Here is a 20,532-nt window from a genome sequence, read left to right as displayed (position 1 = left end):
CCCTTCGTCGCTGTCGTGCACTATTTTTCACATAGATTTACAGCGGCCGGAAAGGCTCCGCGCTAGCCTGCTGTGGTTGTCGGTCGCCAGCCATAGGGCGTTCCCGGGCATACCGTGGAACGCCAATCGTCGCTGGTTTTCGACTCGATAATAGATCGACCAGTCAGTCTATTGATCGCGCAGCAGGAGCCTGCCGCGCCAGGATGAGCAATTGAGAACGGCAGACCCCTGCAAGGCACAACGCCGGCGTCGACAGATCCTCGACGCGGCGCTGGAATGTTTCGCCCAACACGGTTTTCACGCTACCAGCACCGCGCAGATCTGCACCGCTGCCGGCATGAGCCCGGGTAACCTGTTCCATTACTTTCCCAGCAAGGCCGCGATCATCGAGGCGATTGCCGAGCAGGACCAGAACAGTACCGTTCAACTGTTCGAGCGCTGGAGTGGGGCCAAGGATGTACTGAAGGCCATCGAGGAACTGGTCCTGGCCATGATGGAGCTGTCCAGCGATCCGCTGCAGGCTCGCATCAGCATCGAGGTGGCGGCCGAGGCCAGCCGCAATCCCCAGCTGTGGGCACTGTTCGCCGCCAATGAAACCCGGGTCAAGGCCGACCTGGCAGCCCTGCTCGAACGGGGCATGGCCGCCGGCCAGGTCGATCCGCACCTGGACTCGGCCATGGCCGCGGTATGGCTGGTAGCACTCACGGAAGGGGCCATCGCCCGGGTGGTGCTGGAACCGGGGTTCAAGGCCCGGGAGCATCAACCCATGCTGCGCCAGATCATTCACCGTTTTCTGCGACCGCAACCCCCCGAGTCGTGTTGAACGCGCCTGGGGACCCAGGCAGTCGTGGCCTGTTCCAGGCCAGAGCATTGCGCCCGGCTCATGGGCGTTTGTGATCCTTCGAGTATCCAGCAGATGAACCAGATGACCCCCACCTCCGAGCAACGGCGCCAACAGCGGCGTCAGCGCCTGGCCCGGCACAAACCCAAGCTGCTGGCCATGGCGCTGCTGACCCTGTTGCTGGCCGGGGCAGCACTGTGGCTGCCCGAGGCCCAGTTGCCACACGGCACTGGCGAGGAGGCGCCGGTACTGAAGGTCAGCAGTGTGCTGGTCCGGCCTGGCACGGTCGGCCAGAGCCTGTTCATCAGCGGCAGCGTGGTCCCCCGCGAGGAGATCGCCATCGGCACGGCGCTGCAGGAGCAGCGTGTCGCCTCGGTGCGGGTGGAGGAAGGTGATCAGGTGATGGCCGGACAGATCCTGGCGCAGTTGGAAACCAGTACCCTGGATGCCCAGGTGCAACAGGCCGAGGCCACTGTGCAGCGCACCGCGGCGCTGATTCGCCAGCATCGGGCATTGAACGCCGAGGCCCGTTCCAGCCAGGGCCGCATCGACCAATTGGGCAGCATCGGCGCCGCCAGTGCCCAGCAAGTGGATCAGCAACGGGCCCAGGCTCGATCCGCCGAGGCCAACCTGGCAGCGGCCCGGGCTGAGCACGAACAGGCCCTGGCGCAGTTGGCGGATGCCCGGGCCCAGCAGCAGAAGGCCGTAGTGCGAGCTCCGGTGGCCGGAGTGATTTCCGAGCGTCATGCCCGTATCGGGGCCTTGAGCGCCAGCGAACCGCTGTTTCGCTTGATTCGCGACAACCAGCTGGAGCTGGACGGTGAGGTGACGCAGAAAGGCTTGTTCCTGCTGGACGTCGGCACCCAGATCCAGGTCCAGGCGGCGGGAGTGGCAGAGCCGGTGATCGGTACCGTGCGCTTGCTGGCCCCGAAGGTCGATCCCCTGAGTCGGCGGGCCCGGGTGCGCATCGCCCTGGCCGCCGCGCCTGGGCTGCGTGCCGGCAGCTTCGCCACTGCCAGCCTCGAATTGCCGCACCAGGCGTCGAGCCTGGTCCTGCCGCAGCGGGCCCTGACCTTCGTCAGCGACCAGCAGGCCTCGGTCATGGTGCTGGGGCTGGACGGCAAGGCCAGCTTGCGCCAGGTCCGTGTCGGCCGGCGCGATGGTATCCAGGTCGAGCTGCTGTCTGGTCTGGCCGAGGGCGAGCGCGTGGTGGCCCAGGCCTCGGCCTTCGTTCGCGAAGGCGATGTAGTCAGCCTGGGTGACGACCAGCCGCAGGCAACGCCATGAGCTTGCAACTGTCCTCCTGGGCGATCCGCCGGCCGATTCCCACCTTGGTGATGTTCCTGGTACTGACGGTGGCCGGCTGGTTCTCCTTCGTTCAGTTGCCGATCAATGCCAACCCCCGGGTGGACTTCCCGGTCATCACCGTGGTGGTGCCCCAGGTCGGGGCCGCACCCACCGAACTTGAGCATTCGGTGACCTTGCGGGTCGAGCGGGCCGTATCGGGCCTGGCCGGGATTCGCCACATCACATCCACCGTGGGCGACGGCATTTCGGTGACCACCGTGGAGTTTCAGCTTGGCGTTGATCCGGGGCGCGCGGCCAACGATATTCGCGATGCCATTGCGCTGATCCGCGCCGATCTGCCGCAGACGATCGAGGAGCCGATGATCACCCGTGTCGATGTCGAGGGCGGGGCGATCCTCAACTACGCGATCCAGGGCAGTGGACGTCGTCTGGTGGACCTGTCCTGGTTCGTCGATGATGTGCTCAGTCGCCAATTGCTGGCGGTGCCGGGCGTGCAGAAGGTCCAGCGCCTGGGTGGCGTCGAGCGCGAGGTCAAGGTCGAGCTGCAGGCCGAGCGCCTGCAAGCCCTGGGGATCACAGCTGACCAGGTCAACGCCCAGTTGGTGCAGGGCAACATCAACGTGCCCGGCGGGCGCACACGGCTGGCCGGCAGCGAGCAGTCGATCCGGACCCTGGGCAGTGCGTCGACAGTGCAGGCGCTGGGGGAGACTCCCATCGCTCTGTCCGAGGGCCGCTGGACACGCCTGGCGGACCTGGCCACGGTCCATGATGGTGCCAGCGAAGCCCGTTCCCGGGCCCGGCTCGATGGCCAGGAGGTGGTGGGCTTCGCGGTGTTCCGTGCCAAGGGCTCCAGCGATACGCGGGTGGCGGCGGGCGTGGAGGCGGCGATCCAGCTCCTGCAGCAGCAGAATCCCGATCTGCGGATCCACAAGGTTTCCTCCACGGTGGACTACACGCTGGCCAGCTACGACGCAGCGATCATGACCCTGGTGGAGGGGGCTTTGCTGACGGTGCTGGTGGTCTTCATGTTTCTCAGGAGCTGGCGCGCCACCCTGGTGGCAGCCATTGCCTTGCCGTTGTCGATTCTGCCGACCTTCGCCGTCATGGCTGCCTTCGGTTACTCGCTCAACAGCATCACGCTGTTGGCCCTGACCCTGGTGATCGGCATCCTGGTGGACGACGCCATTGTCGAGATCGAGAACATCGAGCGTCACCTGGAGCAGGGCAAGTGTCCCTACCAGGCCGCCATCGACGCCTGCGACGCCATCGGCTTCGCCGTGGTGGCGATCACCGCGACCATTGTCGCGGTGTTCCTGCCGGTGAGCTTCATTGGTGGATTTGTCGGCCAGTATTTCACCCCGTTCGGTATCACCGTGTCGGCGGCAGTGTTGGCTTCGCTGCTGGTGGCGCGGCTAGTGACACCCTTGCTGGCGGCGTACCTGCTGGCGCCCAAGGCCGCCCTTGCCGGGCACCACCCGGTAGCCACGCCACCGCGGGGGCTGCTGGCCCGCTACTTGAAACTGCTGGACTGGGCCCTCAGGCACCCGCGCAGGAGCCTGGGCCTTGCCGGGTTGTTTCTGTGCGGTTCGTTCGCCCTGGTGCCGTTGTTGCCCTCGGGCTTCATGCCGGTCAATGACATCAGCCTGTCGCGCATCGACGTGTCCTTGCCGCCCGGCACGCCCCTGGCCCAGACCGACCGGGTGTTCGCCAGCATGGCCGAGCAGTTGCGCCAGCGTCCCGAGGTGATCTCGGTGTTCGCCACCGCCGGTGGCGAAGACTCCTCGGGCACCACCGATGTGGCCACCGGGCAGTTGCTGGTCCGGCTGGTACCGGCAGGCCAGCGCGCACTCAGCCAGAAAGCCTTCGAGCAGTCCCTGCGACCATTGCTCAATGGTTTTGCCGACCTGCGCTACGCCTTTCGTGGCGAGACCGCCGCGCGCGAGCTCTCGGTCATCCTGGTGGGCGCCGACGGCCAGGCGCTGAGCCAGGCCGCTCACGCCCTGCAACGGCAGATGCGGGGTATCCGGGGGATTGCCAACGTCCAGGTCAACGAACCGTTGCCGCGTCCGGAACTGTTGATCCAGCCCCGAGTGGAGGAGGCGGCCCGGGCCGGTGTCACCGCTCAGGCCATTGGCAGCGTGGCGCGGATCGCCACTGTCGGCGAGATCAACGCCAGTTCGGCCCGCTTCAATTTCCAGGACCGCCAAGTGCCGATCCGGGTGCTGTTGCCGGTGATCGAACAGGGCGACCTCGATGCCTTGAACAATCTGGGTGTGGGGACCGACAGCGGCACGGTGGTGCCGCTCAGCACCGTGGCCGATGTCGGTTACGGCAGTGGGCCGGCACGAATCGAGCGCTTCTCGCGGTTGCGCCGGGTCTCGGTGGATGCCGATCTGTCCGGGCTTACCCTGGGCGCTGCGCTGGAGGCCATCGAGCGCCTGCCGGTATTGCAGCAGTTGCCCCAGGGCGTGAGCCGCATGGAGTACGGCGATGGCGAGTACATGAACGAGATGTTCGACAAGTTCGCCGTGGCCATGAGCTTCGGCATCATGATGGTGTTCGCGGTGCTGGTGCTGCTGTTTCGCGACTTTCTGCAGCCGCTGACCATCCTCACCGCGCTGCCGCTGTCGGTGGGCGGTGCCATCGGCGGCCTGTTGCTGTATGGCGCGGCCATCGACATGCCGGTGGTCATCGGCTTGCTGATGCTCATGGGGATCGTCACCAAGAACTCGATCCTGATGGTGGAGTTCACCATCGACAAGCGCCGTGCCGGCATGCCCCGGCATCAGGCGCTGATGCAGTCGGGGGCCGAACGGGCACGTCCGATCATCATGACCACCCTGGCCATGGTGGCTGGCATGCTCCCGGCTGTGCTAAGCAGCGGTGCCGATGCTGGCTTTCGCGCCCCCATGGCAGTGGCGGTGATCGGCGGGTTGATCACGTCGACCCTACTGAGCCTGGTGCTGGTCCCGGTGGTGTTCAGTTGCATGGACGACCTCAACCAGTGGTTGGCGCCGCGCCTGGCCCGACTAACCTCGGTGACCGCGCTCGATCGCGCCGAAGGGCACCCGTGAGCACCTGGCATGCCCCCGGCCAACCCTGAATGACAACGGTGACGGATGCGGAAGATGAGCGTGTTTTCAGCGACGGTTCACGACGACTGGCAATCCCGGTTCTTCATCCTGCGAAGGCTTGCGGGCCGACGGCGGCTTCAGTGTACGGATCAACCCCGAACTTGAAGAAGAGTCACGGCTGATGCTGCTCCAGACACCTGGTGGCAGCCAGGCGAGGCTGGAGCTGTTCGGCCAGCCAGATCTGACGGCTCAGCGGAGCACGCCGGCGCGGCCCGGGCTGGGGACATCTTCCCGGTTGCCAGGGCCTTGTCGGTTCAGGCTCCCACCATCCACTTGGCCAGGCCATGGCGGCCGCTGACCCCGAGCTTGGCGGCGGCCCGCTTGAGATAAGTCTCGATGGAGCTGTTCTTCACGCTCAGGCGCTGGGCCATCTCCGGCACCGTACCGCCGGTCAGCAACCCCAGGCAGACTTCCTTTTCCCGAGCCGAAAGAGCGATATCCCCCAGCGACAGGCGTTCGTCGAATTCCCGTTGCAGGGGTGTCTGCTCCTGGTTGTCCCGGGGCCGGCTGCTCCAGCTGCGCAGTTTCTTGAGCGCCTGTTGCCGGTGCATCTGGGCATGGCGCTCCAGCAGCGGCAGCAGGGTCGAGGACAGGCTCTTGAGGAACGACAGTTCGGCCAGGGAGAAACCGCCCTGGGTGGACTCGCGATAGAGGGCGATCACGCAGCGACGGTTGGCCTTGCGTGATACCAGGTGACATTGGTGTGGAATATTGCGCGCCTGCCGGCCATGGACCTGGGCGTTGATTTGAATCAGCAGCGAATCGTCCATTTCCAGCATCTTGTGCAGCAGTGGTTCGTGGCGCCGTACCGACTCCGGCAGCTGTTCGGTTTGGCCGGCACGTCCCAGCAGGCTGATTTCCTCGGCGCGGGACTGGCGCTCGTCGAGCGTCCATTCACTGAGCACCAGGTGGTTCACCGGCACCAGCTTGTTCACCAGTTCGAGCATGTTCGCGGCGAACGGCCCCTGGCCCGTGCTGGAGATCAACTGCCCCAGTTCGAAATAGAAGTTCGGTGTTTCCAGATTCGCGATCTTGCTGGTCAGACTCATATCCCTATCATCCTTGATCAAGGCAAATCGCTGATCGAAGCCTTGTTGCGACGGCAGACCGCAGCGGATTCTCCATGAATCCGGGCCGGTCAGATGTATCTGATTTAAGCCTAAGCATTTACCTCGCGTCTGTAGGGGAAAACCGGGACATAAAACCCTGATCGCGGCTCGGGGAGGCCCGGCGCCGACCCCTGGCGATTGCCCTGAGGGCCCCGGGGGCGTTGGGCCGGACCCGTCTACAAGGGACAGGGGCGAGGAGAGTGTCCCAGGTCATGAGACTGGACTTACCAGTCAAGAACCTCAGGCACGGATAGTCAATTTCCTACAACTAATTCAGCCGTGCCGCAGGTCCTCGTCCAAGGGCCAAAATTCCCCTGAGAACCGCGTTGCAGAGCCATGGCGGCCCCCCGGACTGTCCAGGTTTCGGGTGACATACAGTCCCTGGGGCCGGTGCTTAAATCCTGGAAGCCGGTGCCCTGGCCATCACATGAGAAGGATCTTATGACGATTTTTTCTGCCACAGCCATGGGCGACGTTGTCGTCGCCATTCGCCGCTTGCCGCAGGCAGGATGCCCGCGCCGGGGGCAGCCATGAACGTCGTTCAGGCACAGGCCCGGGGCCTGCCTCTGACCGCCGGGCAACGGGATATCTGGCTTGACCAGCTCAGTCGCGGCGACTCGCCCTTGTACAACATCGGTGGGTATGCCGAATTGCATGGTCCGCTCCGGCCCGATCTGCTGCAGCGTGCCCTGGAGCTGGTGGTGGCTCGGCACGACGTGCTGCGCACCGTCCTGTCCCGCGAGGGCAGCCCGGATGGCTTGCCATTGCAGTATTTCGATCGCCATTGGCCGATGGAACTGGTGGTGCACGACGTGTCCGGCGAGGCCGATCCGCTGGCCGCTGCCCGGCTGCAGATCCAGCGGCAGATGCAGCAGGCCTTCGCCCTGGAAGGCGAGCGCCTGTGTCGTTTCTCGGTGTTTCGCCTGGGGCCGCAGTACCACCTGGTGGAGTCCGAGGCCCATCACCTGATCCTCGATGGCTGGGGGTTCGCCCAGCTGTCCCAGATCACGGGCGACGTCTACAGCACTCTGTTGCGCGGCGAAGAACCAGAGGCCACGGCGCCATCCTTCACCGACTTCATCGAGGACGATATCCGCTACCACCAGTCCGCTCGTTATCAGCGTGACCGGGACTACTGGCTGGACAAATACCGCAGCGTGCCCGAACCCCTGCTGCGCCCACGCTATCGGGCGCCCGAGGATGGCGGGACGCCGGGGGCGACCCTGGTCCAGGCGTTCCCTGCGGTGCTGCACGAGCGGATGAAAGCCCTGGGCAGGCAGCTCGGTGGCTCGGCCTTCCATGTGTTGCTGGCGGCACTGCACGTGTACTTCACCCGGATCGGGCAACGCAGCGAGTGGGTGCTGGGCATGCCGGTGCTGAACCGCCCCAACGCTGCCTTCAAGGTGACCCTGGGCTCCTTCACCCAGGTCAGCGCCGTCCGCATGGACTTCGCCCCGCAGCTGAGCTTCGAGGCCCTGGTGATGGCGGTTCGCGACGTGCTGAAGCAGGATTTTCGTCACCAGCGCTTCCCGTTGAGCGAGCTCAATCGGGCCCTTGGCCTGTTGCGCGAAGACCGCTCGCAGCTGTTCGAAGTGTCGCTGTCCTATGAGGTCGAGAACCTGGAGTACCGCTACGGCGAGACCAGCGCCTCGTCGGTGAAAGTCTCCAACCGCCATGAGCCCGGACCGCTGGCCATCCACCTGCGCAGCAACAGCTTCGATGACAGTGCCTGGATGCACTACGTCTATGACCGCCGGTATTTCCAGGCCGGGGAGGTCCAGGCCATGGCCGGGCACCTGCTGCATATCCTGGAGCAAGGCCTGGAGGACACCGGCTTGGCGGTGCAGGGTTTCTCGCTGCTGACCGAGGCCGACAGTGCACGCCTGCGCCAGTGGAACGCCACCGACCGCCCGGCCGCCACCGAGCAGCGCATCCATGCCCGGATCGAGGCCTGGGCCGCCCGCACCCCGGACGCCATTGCGCTCATTGCCCAGGACCAGACGCTCAGCTATGCCCAGCTCGATCAGCAGGCCAACGCCCTGGCTCGGCACCTGCAGGAGCTGGGCGTACGCCCGGACGACCGGGTCGCCATCGTGGCCCGGCGCAGCCCGCAGACCCTGGTGGGCCTGCTGGCGATCCTCAAGGCCGGGGCCGGCTACGTCCCCCTCGACCCGGCGCATCCGGCCGAGCGCCTGGCCTACCTGCTCAAGGATTGTGCCCCGGTGGCGGTACTGGTCCAGCAGGACCTGCGCCAGCACCTGCCGGCCCTGACAATGCCATTGGTGGAGCTGGACAGCGTGCAGTGGCAGCCGGGTATCGCGGCCAACCCGCAGGTGCCCGGGCTGACCCCTCGGCACCTGGCCTATGTGATCTACACCTCGGGTTCCACCGGCCTGCCCAAGGGCGTACTGGTGGAGCACCAGAGCCTGTCGGGCCTGGTGGACTGGCACTGCGAGGCCTTCGACCTGCGCCCGGGCCGGCAGACCTCCTGCCTGGCCGGCTTCGGTTTCGATGCCATGGCCTGGGAGATCTGGCCGACCCTGTGTGCCGGGGCGACCCTGCACCTGGCGCCGGTCAGCGACGGCCCCGAGGACCTCGACAGCCTGCTCGCCTGGTGGCGCGCCCAGCCGCTGGACGTGAGCTTCCTGCCGACCCCGGTGGCCGAATACGCCTTCAGCCGGCACACCGGCCACCCGACCCTCGAGACCTTGCTGGTGGGGGGCGATCGCCTGCGCCAACCGCCGCTGGCCCAGGGCTTTACCCTGGTCAACAACTACGGCCCGACCGAGGCCACGGTGGTGGCAACCTCCGGGACCATCGAGCCCGGCGCAGCGCTGCATATCGGTCGGCCGATCGCCAACACGCGCATCTATCTGCTGGATGAGCAGCGACGGCCCCTGCCCATCGGCGTGCCCGGCGAGTTGTACGTGGGCGGTGCCGGGGTGGCCCGAGGGTATCTCGAGCGCCCCGAGCTGACCGCCGAGCGCTTCCTCGACGACCCGTTCAGCGAAGTGCCGGGAGCACGGATGTATCGCACCGGCGACCTGGCGTGCTGGCGCCAGGACGGCACCCTGGAATACCTCGGGCGCAACGACGACCAGGTGAAGATCCGCGGCCTGCGCATCGAGCTGGGGGAAATCGAAACCTGCCTGGGCAGCCATCCCGCCCTGCACGAGGCGGTGGTCCAGGCCCGCGATGGCCAGCTGGTAGCCTGGTTCAGTGCCGAGGGGGAGATGCCCATCGGCCAATTGCGCGAGTACCTGCTGCAACGCTTGCCGGACTACATGGTGCCCATGGCCTATGTACGGCTCGATGCCTTGCCGCTGACCGCCAATGGCAAGCTGGACCGCCGGGCGCTGCCGGCGCCGGACCAGCAGGCGCTGATCAGTCGCGAGTACGAGGCGCCCCGGGAGGGCCTGGAAACCACCCTGGCACGACTCTGGGCCGAGGTGTTGCAGGTCGGCCGAGTCGGGCGCCAGGATCACTTCTTCGAATTGGGTGGGCATTCGTTGCTGGCCCTGCAACTGATCCAGCGCATGGAGCAGGAGGGCCTGCAGGCCGATGTGCGGGTACTGTTCGGCCAGCCGACCCTGGCCAGCCTGGCCGCCGCGGTGCAGCAGCAGGCGCCACTGCAGGTCCCGGCCAATCGCGTGCCGCCCGGCTGCCAGCGCATCACCCCGGACCTGCTCAGCTTGCTGGCGCTGGACCAGGACAGCATCGACCGAGTCGTGGCCACGGTTCCCGGTGGGGCGGCCAATGTCCAGGAGATCTATCCCCTGGCGCCCTTGCAGGCCGGCCTGCTGTACCACCACATGACCTCGGCCAGCCGTGATCCGTACCAGCAGCATGCGCTGTTCGCCTTCGCCCGCCGCGAGGACCTGGACGCGTTCGCCCAGGCGTTGCAGGCAGTCATCCAGCGACACGACATCCTGCGCACCAGCCTGGTCTGGGAAGTGCTGGAGCCGGCGGTGCAAGTGGTCTGGCGCCAGGCCCCGCTGGCCGTGGAAGAACTGCGGCCCGTGGTGGACGAGCCGGTGCTCGAGCAACTGCGCCGGCACTTCGATCCTCGCCAGCGCCCCCTGGATATCCGTCAGGCACCCATGCTCGCCCTGGGCTGGGCCGAAGACCGGCCACAGGGCCGCTGGCTGGCCATTCTGCGTTTCCATCACCTGGTCAACGACGCGACCTCTACCGCCGTGCTGATGGCGGAAATCGGCGCCCACATGGACGGTCGCCAGCAGCAGTTGGCCGAGCCTTTCGCCTACCGCGAATACGTAGCCCGCACCGGCCTGGACCAGGAGCGCCACGCGGCGTTCTTCCGCCAGGCGCTGGCCGGGGTGGACGCGCCGACCCTGGCGTTCGAGCTCAAGGAGCGGCCCGGCGAACAACTGGACCACGAGGAGGCCGGGCACCTGCTGGACAATGACCTGGACCAGCGCCTGCGGCGCCTGGTCCGCCGCCATGGAGTCAGTGCCGCCAGTCTGTTCCACCTGGCGTGGGCCCTGGTGCTGGGGCGCACCAGCGGGCGCGAGGATGTGCTGTTCGGCACCGTGCTGCTGGGCCGCTTGCAGGCCGGCCCCGGGGCCGACCGGGCCCTGGGCATGTTCATCAACACTTTGCCCCTGCGCCTGGAACTGGCGGGGCTGACGGTGATCGACGGCCTGCATCAGGCCCAGGAGCACCTCAGCGCACTGCTGGCCCACGAGCAGGCGCCGCTGTCCCTGGCCCAGCGCTGCAGCGCGGTGGCGCCGCCGACCCCCTTGTTCAATGCCTTGCTCAACTACCGGCACAACGTCGGCGCCGATGCCCAGGCACTGTTGCAGGACTTGCCGGCTGGCGTGCAATTGCTCGCCAGCGAAGAGGTGGTCAGTTATCCGCTGATGCTGGCCGTGGACGACCTGGAGCCGGGGTTCCGCCTGGGCGTCCGCGCGCCACGGCGGATCGGCGCGCAGCGCGTGCTGGATTACCTGGGTTGTGCCCTCCAGGGCCTGTTGCAGGCCCTGGAGCAAGCGCCGGCGACGCCCCTGCACAGCCTGCCGATCCTGCCGCCGGCCGAGGCGGCGCAACTGCTGCTGGAATACAACGCCACCGAGTCGGCCTATCCGCGCGAGCTGACCCTGCATGCCCTGTTCGAAGCCCAGGTGCAACGCACGCCCCAGGCTGTTGCCGTGCAGGCTGGCGAGCGGCAACTGAGCTACGAACAGCTCAATCGCCAGGCCAACCAGCTGGCCCATCACCTGCGCGAGCAGGGCGTGGGGCCGGACGTGCGAGTCGGGCTGTGTGTGCAGCGCAGCCCCGAGCTGCTGGTGGGCCTGCTGGGCATACTCAAGGCCGGTGGCGCCTATGTGCCCCTGGACCCGGACTACCCCGCCGAGCGCCTGCGCTTCCTGGTGCAGGACAGCCAGCCGCTGGCGCTGCTGGTGCACCAGCCCACCCGGTCGTTGCTGGAGGACCTGGGATTGCCGCTGCTGGATTTCGACGCCTGCACCTGGCAGCACCAGCCCCAGCAGGACCCGCATGTACCGGGGCTGGAGGTCTCGCACCTGGCCTATGTGATCTACACCTCCGGCTCCACCGGCACGCCCAAGGGCGTGATGGTGGAGCACCGCGGCCTGGGCAACCTGATGCACTGGGGCTCGCAGCTGTGTCCACGGTCGGCGGGCGGCACCTTGCTGCAAAAGGCCCCGTTCAGCTTCGATGGCTCGGTCTGGGAGCTGTTCTGGCCCCTGGTCACCGGTATGCGCCTGTTGCTGGCGCGGCCGGGCGGTCACCGCGAGCCGGCGTACCTGGCGCGGCTGGTGGTGGAGCAGCAGGTGACGATGATCAAGTTCGTGCCGGCGATGCTGCTGCAGTTCCTGCAGCTGGAAGAGGCGAGCCAGTGCCAGAGCCTGACCGATGTGTTCTGCGGCGGCGGCGAGCTGACCGAGGCCATCGCCTTGCTCATGCGCCAGCGCCTGCCCCGGGCGCGTCTGCACAACGTCTACGGCCCGACCGAAGCCACGGTGGACAGCACCGCCTGGACCCTGGAGCCCGATGCGCCGATACCGCCGGTGCAACTGCCCATCGGCCGGGCCATCACCAACACCCGCTTGTACGTGCTGGACGCCCATGACCAGCCGGTGCCTCGGGGCGTCAGTGGCCAGCTGCACATCGGTGGGGTCGGGGTCGCCCGTGGCTACCTGGGCCTGGCGCAGCTGCAGGCCGAGCGCTTCATCGACAGCCCCTTCGTCGCCGGTGACCGGCTGTACCGCAGTGGCGACCTGGTGCGCTACACCGAAGACGGCGTCCTGGAGTTCCTGGGGCGCAACGACTTCCAGGTCAAGCTGCGCGGCCTGCGCCTGGAACCGGGGGAGATCGAGGCACGGCTGGCCAGCCATCCTGGGATACGCGAGGTGGCGGTGCTGATGCGCAACGAACGCCTGGTGGCCTACTACAGCCTGCAGGCAGGAGCAGCCGAGCCGGGTATCGAGGCGTTGCGGGCCCACGTCCTGGAACGCCTGCCCGACTACATGGTGCCGGCGGCCTATGTGCGCCTGGACGCCTTGCCCCTGAGCGGCAACGGCAAGCTGGACCGCAAGGCCTTGCCTGAACCCGGGGCGGACGCGGTGCTGGCCCGGGCCTTCGAGGCCCCCGAAGGCGAGCTGGAGACTACCCTGGCGCAGCTCTGGGCCGAGGTGCTGCAGGTCGAGCGAGTCGGGCGCCAGGACAACTTCTTCGAACTGGGCGGGCACTCCCTGCTGGCGGTCAGCCTGGTGGCGCGGATGCGCCAGGAGGGGTTGCATGCCGATGCCCGGCTGCTATTCAGCCAGCCGACCCTGGCGGCACTGGCAGCCAACACCCGTAGCCAGTTGCAGCAGGTGGTCATTCCCGCCACGACCATCCCCCAGCTCAAGCGCCAGCGGCGCCTCTGAGGCTTTCGGGCCGTGTTCCACGCTCTTGGCGCGCCGGCCTGGATGCCGGCGCGCAGGCGTGACGCCGTGAGGGGGACAGGCCCGGGACAGTGTCCTGAATTCCCATGCCAGACACCTGGGGAGGGATGTTTTAGCGTTCTTTCGCTGCGCCAGATCCTGGCTGTTGCGCAGCCCCCTGCAGGGCAGGGGCGTGGCCGCTCGAGGTTCGGGCACCGGCCACATCTGAAACGTTGCATCTGAAACACGGACGTTCTCTTCAACCGTTTCCGAATCCTAGGCAGGTTACACATGCAGTTCAGCGAATTGATGGCGGTTCTTTCCACCCTTGCGATCCGACTCCAGCGCGACGGCCAGGACCTGGTGGTCCAGGGCGATGACGAGGCCCTGGACGATGGCCTCTGGGACAGCCTGGTCGAACACAAGCCACGGCTCCTGGAACTGTTGGACGGGCAGGGCGGCGACTGGCTGAGCCCGGCCTTCAGGATCACCCCGGACATGCTGCCGCTGGCGGATCTGGACCAGGCCGCCATCGAGCGCATCGTCGCCGCGGTGCCGGGCGGCGCGGCCAATGTCCAGGACATCTACCCCCTGGCGCCGTTGCAGGAAGGCATGCTCTATCACCATCTGTCTGCGGCCCAGGGCGACCCCTATGTGCTACAGGCGCGTTTCGCCTTCGCCAGCGACACGCTGCGCCAGGAATTCGTCGCGGCCCTGCAATGGGTCATCGAACGGCATGACATCCTGCGGACCGCCATTGCCTGGGAGCGCCTGGACGAGCCGCTGCAGGTGGTCTGGCGCCAGGCGCCGCTGGTGTGCGAGGAGGTCGCCCTGGACCCTGCCGGCGGCGATGCCCTGGGCCAGTTGCAAGCCCGCTACGACGCTCGGCATTTTCGCCTGGACCTGCGCCAGGCCCCCCTGCTGCGCCTGGTGTACGCCCAGGACCCGGGCAACGGGCGCCAGGTGGCCCTGCTGCTGTTTCACCACATGGCCATGGACCACGCCGCCCTGGACGTGGTGCGCCAGGAAGTCCAGGCCCGGTTGCAGGGCCACAGCGACCGGCTGCCGGCGCCAGTGCCATTTCGCAACCACCTGGCCGTGGCCCGCCAAGCCCAGGAACAGGAGCACCACGAGGCGTTCTTCCGCCAGATGCTCGGGGATATCGACGAACCGACCCTGCCATTCGGCATCGGCGATGTGCAGGGGGCTGGGCGGCGCATCGAGGAACACCGGGCCACCCTGGCCACCGAGCTCAGCCAGCGCCTGCGGGCCCAGGCCCGGCAACTGGGGGTGAGCGTGGCGAGCCTGATGCACCTGGCCCTGGCCCGGGTCCTGGGCCAGGTGTCTGGACGCGAGGCCGTGGTGTTCGGCACCGTGCTGCTGGGGCGGATGGAGGCCGGCGAGGGTGGTGAACGAGCCTTGGGCATGTTCATCAACACCTTGCCGCTACGGGTGGATGTCGGCGCCCAGGGCGTGCGCGCCGGGGTGCTGGCCACCCACCAGCGGCTGACCGCCTTGCTGGCCCATGAGCACGCATCCCTGGCCCAGGCCCAGCGCTGCAGCGGGGTCAGTGCACCGACCCCGCTGTTCAGCGCCATGCTCAACTATCGCCACAGCCATGCCGGGGATGGTGTCGAAGTCCAGGAGGTGGTGCCGGGCATCCAGATCCTGGGCGCCGAGGAGCGCACCAACTACCCGTTGACCGTCAACGTCGATGACCTCGGTGAAGACCTGCGGATCGTCGCGCTGGTGGACGTCGCCATTGGCGCCGAGCGCATCACCGGCTACTTGCTGAGCGTCCTGGAGAGCCTGGCCCTGGCCTTGCAGGACACGCCCGATGCGCCGCTGCACAGCCTGCAGATGCTGCCGGCCAGCGAGCGCCAGTACCTGGTGCACGGTCTCAACACCCCCTTGGGTCACTACCCTGACCACCCCCTGATCCACCAGCAGGTCGAGGCCCAGGCCCGGGTCCAGCCCGAAGCTCCGGCACTGATCTTCCAGGGGCAGCGGCTGAGCTATGGCAAGCTCAACCAGCGCGCCAACCAGGTGGCCCACCGCCTGCTGGCCCTGGGCGTGCGCCCGGACCAGCGGGTGGCGATCTGCGTCGAACGCGGCCTGGAAATGATCATCGGCCTGCTGGGGATCCTCAAGGCCGGTGGGGCCTACGTGCCCATCGACCCGGCCTATCCGCGCGAACGCATCGCCTACACCCTGCAAGACAGCGCCCCGGTGGCGCTGTTGGTGCAAGCCGACACCCAGGCGCTGGTGGCCGACCTGCGGGTGCCGCTGATCGACCTCGACAGCCGGACCCTGGCCCATGAAGCGCAGGAGAACCCCGAGGTGGGCGGCCTGACGCCGGCCAGCCTGGCCTATGTGATCTACACCTCGGGCTCCACGGGCCTGCCCAAGGGCGTGATGGTGGAACACCGCAACGTCGCCCGGCTGTTCTCGGCCACCCGCGACTGGTTCGGTTTCAACTGGCGCGATGTGTGGGCGCTGTTCCATTCCTTCGCCTTTGACTTCTCGGTCTGGGAAATCTGGGGCGCGCTGGTCCATGGCGGCCAGCTGCTGGTGGTGCCCCAGGCCGTGAGCCGCTCGCCGGAAGCCTGCTACGCGTTGCTCTGCGAATCGTCGGTGAGCATCCTCAACCAGACCCCCAGCGCCTTCCGCTCGCTGATCGCCGCCCAGGGCCGCAGTGCGCTCAAGCACTCGCTGCGCCAGGTGATCTTCGGCGGCGAGGCGCTGGAGCCAGGGTTGCTCAAGCCCTGGTACGCCCGGGTCGGCAACGCCGGCACCCAGCTGGTGAACATGTACGGCATCACCGAAACCACGGTGCACGTGACCTATCGGCCGCTGCAGGCGGCGGACGCGCAACGGGTGGGCAGCAGCCCCATCGGCCGGCGCATCCCCGACCTGCAACTGTATGTGCTCGATGCCCGGCGCCAGCCATTGCCGACCGGGGTGGTGGGAGAGCTGTACGTGGGTGGCGCAGGGGTCGCCAGGGGCTACCTCAACCGCGAGGAACTGACGGCCGAACGCTTCATCGCCGATCCGTTCAGCCAGCAAGCGGGCGCACGCCTGTACAAGACCGGCGACCTGGCCCGCTGGCTGGATGACGGTAGCCTGGAGTACCTGGGGCGCAACGACGACCAGGTGAAGATCCGTGGTTTTCGCATCGAGCTGGGGGAAGTCGAAGCCCGTCTCGCGGCCTGCGATGGGGTCCGCGAAGCCGTGGTGGTAGCCCGCGAGGATGTCCCCGGGGACAAGCGCCTGGTGGCCTACGTGATCGCCCGGCCGGACGCCGAGCCCAGCGCTACGCAACTGCGCGAACAACTGCGCCACAGCCTGGCCGACTACATGCTGCCCAGCGCCTTCGTGCTGCTGGACAGCCTGCCCCTGACTACCAATGGCAAGCTCGACCGCAAGGCCCTGCCGGCACCGGACAGCCAGGCGGTGGCCAGGCGCGACTACGAGGCGCCAGAGGGCGAAGTGGAACAAGCCATTGCGCACCTCTGGGAGGAGCTGCTGCAGCTGCCCCAGGTCGGGCGCCAGGACAACTTCTTCGAGCTGGGCGGGCATTCGCTGCTGGCGGTCAAGCTGATGGAGCGCATGCGCCAGCTGGACCTGTGCGCCGATGTGCGGGTGCTGTTCGGCCAGCCGACCCTGGCTGCCCTGGCCGCCGCCGTGGGATCGGTCAGCGAAGTGCAGGTGCCGGCCAACCGCATCGGTGCCGATTGCCCACGCATCACCCCGGACCTGCTGCCCCTGGCGGATCTGGACCAGGCCGCCATCGACCGGCTGGTGGCCACGGTGCCCGGCGGCACTGCCAATATCCAGGACATCTATGCCGTGGCGCCATTGCAGGCAGGGATCCTGTATCACCACCTGAGCAGCAGCGAAGGCGATCCCTACCTGTTGCAGGTGCAATTCGAATTCGCCGACGAGTCGACCTTGCAGGCTTTCACCCAGGCCGTGCAGCAGGTGATCGAGCGCCATGACATCCTGCGGACCAGCCTGGCCTGGGAGGGCCTGGACGAACCGGTGCAGGTGGTCTGGCGCCAGGCGCCGCTGGTGGTGCAGATGCTGGAGGCGGACCCGGCCCGGGGCTCGACCCTGGACCAGTTGCAGGAGCGTTTCGATCCGCGGCGCTATCGCCTGGACCTGGGCAGCGCACCGCTGCTGCGCCTGGCCTGTGCCCGGGACCCGGGGCAACAGCGCTGGCTCGGCATCCTGCTGTTCCACCACCTGGCCCTGGACCACACCTCCCTGGAAGTGCTGGTGGAAGAAATCAGTGCCGTGCTGCAAGGTCGCGGCGCGCAACTGCCGCCCGCCGCGCCGTATCGCAACTATGTGGCCCAGGCGCGGCTGGGCCTGAGCGAGGCGGATCACCAGGCGTTCTTCAAGGCGCTGCTTGGGGACATCGACGAGCCGACCCTGGCGTTCGGCCTGCAGGACGTCAACCGTGACGGTCGCGATATCCAGGAACGCCAGTTGCACCTGGACCCGCTGCTGTGCCGGCGCCTGCGGGAGCGGGCGCGGGCCCTGGGGGTCAGTGTCGCCAGCCTGATGCACCTGGCCTGGGGCCGGGTGCTGGGCCAGTTGTCCGGCCGTGATGACGTGGTGTTCGGCACCGTGCTGCTGGGCCGGATGCAGGGCGGTGCCGGGGCCGACCGGGCCCTGGGCATGTTCATCAACACCCTGGCGCTGCGCATCAGCGTGGGTGACGAGGGGGTGGAGCAGGCATTGCTCGGCACCCATGCCCGGCTCTCGCAACTCTTGGGCCATGAACACGCATCCCTGGCCCTGGCCCAGCGCTGCAGCGCGGTGCCGGCCTCATTGCCGCTGTTCAACAGCCTGCTCAATTACCGCCACAGTGCCAACCTGGCCGACGACCCGCAGGAGTCGACGATCTGGGACGGCATCCGGGTACTCGAATCGAGCGAGCGCAGCAACTACCCGCTGGCACTGAACATCGACGATGACAGCCAGGGCCTGCGCCTGACGGTGCAGGCGGTGGCGCCCGTGGATGGATCGCGGGTCTGCGGTTACCTGGCCTGTGTCCTGGAGCACCTGGTGCAGGCCCTGGAGCAGACGCCGGACAAGGCCTTGCAGGCAATCCCGGTGTTGCCCAAAGCCGAGCGCCGCCAGGTGCTGGTGGAATTCAACGCCACCGCCCGCGACTACCCGCGCCAGCAAACCCTGGCGCAGTTGTTCGAAGCCCGAGTCCAGGCCCACCCCCGGCAGGTGGCGGCGGTGCATGGCCAGGAGGTGCTCAGTTATGCCCAGCTCAATGCCCGGGCCAACCAGCTGGCCCGACACCTGCAGACGCTTGGGGTGCAGCCGGGCGATCACCTGGCGCTCCTCCTGCCGCGCTCCCTGGACCTGCTGGTCAGCGAGTTGGCCGTCATCAAGTGCGGCGCCGCCTATGTGCCGCTGGACAGCAACGCCCCGGCCGAACGCCAGGACTTCATGGTCCGTGACAGCCGCAGCGTGATCCTGTTGACCCGCAGCGACCAGCCACTGGAGGTGGCGGTGCCTCGGGTCGAGCTGGACCGGCTGGCGTTGCAGGGCCTGCCTGAGCAGGACCAGACCCTGGAGCAATCCAGCGAGGCGGTGGCGTACATCATGTACACCTCCGGCTCCACCGGCGAACCCAAGGGCGTACGGGTGCCGCACCGGGCCATCAGCCGGCTGGTGATCAACAACGGCTACGCCGATTTCAACCCCGAGGACCGGGTGGTCTTCGCCTCCAACCCGGCGTTCGACGCCAGCACCATGGAGGTCTGGGGACCGTTGCTCAACGGTGGTCGAGTCGTGGTGGTGGATCACCAGGCCCTGCTCGATCCACCCGCTTTTGCCCAGTTGATGCACAGCAGCGGGGCGACCTTGCTGTTTCTCACCACCAGCCTGTTCAACCAGTACGTGCAGTTGATTCCCCAGGCGTTCAAGGGCCTGCGCATGCTCTTGTCCGGCGGCGAGCGGGCCGACACCTCGGCGTTCCGGCGCCTGCAGGCCCTGGCGCCGGGCCTGCGCTTGCTCAACGCCTACGGTCCGACCGAGACCACCACCTTCGCCACCACCCACGAGCTGGGGGAACTGCCGCCCGATGCCGACGGCCTGCCCATTGGCCGGCCGCTGTCCAATACCCAGGTGTATATCCTCGATTCCCGGCAGCAGCCACTGCCCATTGGCGTCGCGGGCGAGATCGTGATCGGCGGCGACGGTGTGGCCCTGGGCTACCTCGATCGTCCCGAACTCAATGCCCAGAAGTTCATCCACGATCCTTTCGGTACGCAACCCGATGGCCGGCTGTACCGCACCGGGGATATCGGCCGCTGGCTGGGCAACGGCTTGCTGGAGTGCCTGGGGCGCAACGACGACCAGGTGAAGATCCGTGGCCTGCGCATCGAACCGGGGGAAATCGAGGCGCGCCTGGCGACCTGCCCGGGAATCAGGGACGCCGTGGTGCTGGTTCGCGAGGATGAGCCCGGGGACAAGCGCCTGGTGGCCTATTACCGGGTACGGGAGGATGCCCCGCCATTGTCCGCCGAGACCCTGCGCACCGCCTTGCTCCAGCAGTTGCCCGAATACATGGTGCCGCTGGCCTATGTGCGCCTGGACGTATTGCCGTTGACCGCCAATGGCAAGCTGGACCGCAAGGCCCTGCCGGTGCCGGCCGCGTCGGCCACCCTCAGTCGCGAATTTGCGGCGCCCCAGGGCGACGTGGAGATCGCCCTGGCGCGGATCTGGAGCGACCTGCTCAAGGTCGAGCAGGTAGGCCGCCATGACCACTTCTTCGAACTGGGCGGGCATTCGCTGTTGGCGGTGAGCTTGATCGAGCGCATGCGCCAGATCGGCCTGGGGGCCGATGTACGGGTGCTGTTCAGCCAACCGACCCTGGCCGACCTGGCCGCTGCCGTGGGCAGCAGCCGTGAGGTGCAGGTGCCGGCCAATCGCATCGGCCTCGATTGCCAGCGCATCACCCCGGACCTGCTGCCCTTGATCGAACTGGACCAGGCTGCCATCGACCGGGTGGTGGCCACGGTGCCCGGCGGCACTGCCAACGTCCAGGACATCTACCCCCTGGCGCCGCTCCAGGAGGGCATCCTGTATCACCACCTGAGTGCCGTTCAGGGCGACCCCTACCTGCTGCAATCGCGCATGACCTTCGACAGCCTGGAGCGTCTCGAGCGCTTCGCCGCGAGCTTGCAGCAGGTCATCGCGCGCCATGA

General features: G+C 67.5%; 6 protein-coding genes (1 of these 6 only partly in view). 5 read left to right on the top strand and 1 reads right to left on the bottom strand.

Annotated features, from left to right (window positions below; genetic code table 11):
* Positions 1-211: 211 nt before the first annotated feature.
* The 3 genes from LGQ10_RS08475 to LGQ10_RS08465 all read left to right on the top strand — a co-directional run bounded on the left by LGQ10_RS08475 (position 212) and on the right by LGQ10_RS08465 (position 5,223).
* A complete protein-coding gene (locus LGQ10_RS08475) occupies positions 212-823 on the top strand; it encodes a TetR/AcrR family transcriptional regulator (protein ID WP_226525287.1) in 612 nt (203 codons plus the stop codon).
* A gap of 93 nt (positions 824-916) precedes the next feature.
* Entirely contained in the window at positions 917-2,128 is a 1,212-nt protein-coding gene (locus LGQ10_RS08470; protein ID WP_226525286.1) for an efflux RND transporter periplasmic adaptor subunit, read from the top strand.
* Entirely contained in the window at positions 2,125-5,223 is a 3,099-nt protein-coding gene (locus tag LGQ10_RS08465; RefSeq protein WP_226525285.1) for an efflux RND transporter permease subunit, read from the top strand. Before LGQ10_RS08470 ends, LGQ10_RS08465 begins: the two co-directional genes overlap by 4 nt.
* A gap of 314 nt (positions 5,224-5,537) precedes the next feature.
* Here the strand turns inward: LGQ10_RS08465 and LGQ10_RS08460 are convergent, their stop codons facing one another.
* The gene (locus LGQ10_RS08460) at positions 5,538-6,332 is read right to left on the bottom strand and encodes a helix-turn-helix transcriptional regulator (RefSeq protein WP_058433262.1); all 795 of its coding nucleotides are present in this window, start codon (positions 6,330-6,332) and stop codon (positions 5,538-5,540) included.
* A gap of 590 nt (positions 6,333-6,922) precedes the next feature.
* Here LGQ10_RS08460 and LGQ10_RS08455 point away from each other — a divergent pair.
* Both LGQ10_RS08455 and LGQ10_RS08450 read left to right on the top strand, forming a co-directional pair.
* On the top strand, positions 6,923-13,303 hold the full coding sequence (locus LGQ10_RS08455) for a non-ribosomal peptide synthetase (protein WP_226525284.1): 6,381 nt from the start codon (positions 6,923-6,925) through the stop codon (positions 13,301-13,303).
* A 288-nt stretch (positions 13,304-13,591) separates the two neighbouring features.
* Positions 13,592-20,532, top strand: partial view of a non-ribosomal peptide synthetase gene (locus LGQ10_RS08450; RefSeq protein ID WP_226525283.1) — the 5' portion only. It continues 6,166 nt past the right edge of the window; 6,941 of the gene's 13,107 nt are visible here — the first part of the coding sequence; the start codon lies at positions 13,592-13,594; its stop codon lies off the right edge, out of view.

It is taken from the genome of Pseudomonas sp. L5B5 (genome assembly GCF_020520285.1).
GTDB lineage: Bacteria > Pseudomonadota > Gammaproteobacteria > Pseudomonadales > Pseudomonadaceae > Aquipseudomonas.
The sequence above is the reverse complement of the archived record's forward strand: the minus strand, read 5'-3'. Positions and strand labels throughout refer to the sequence as shown.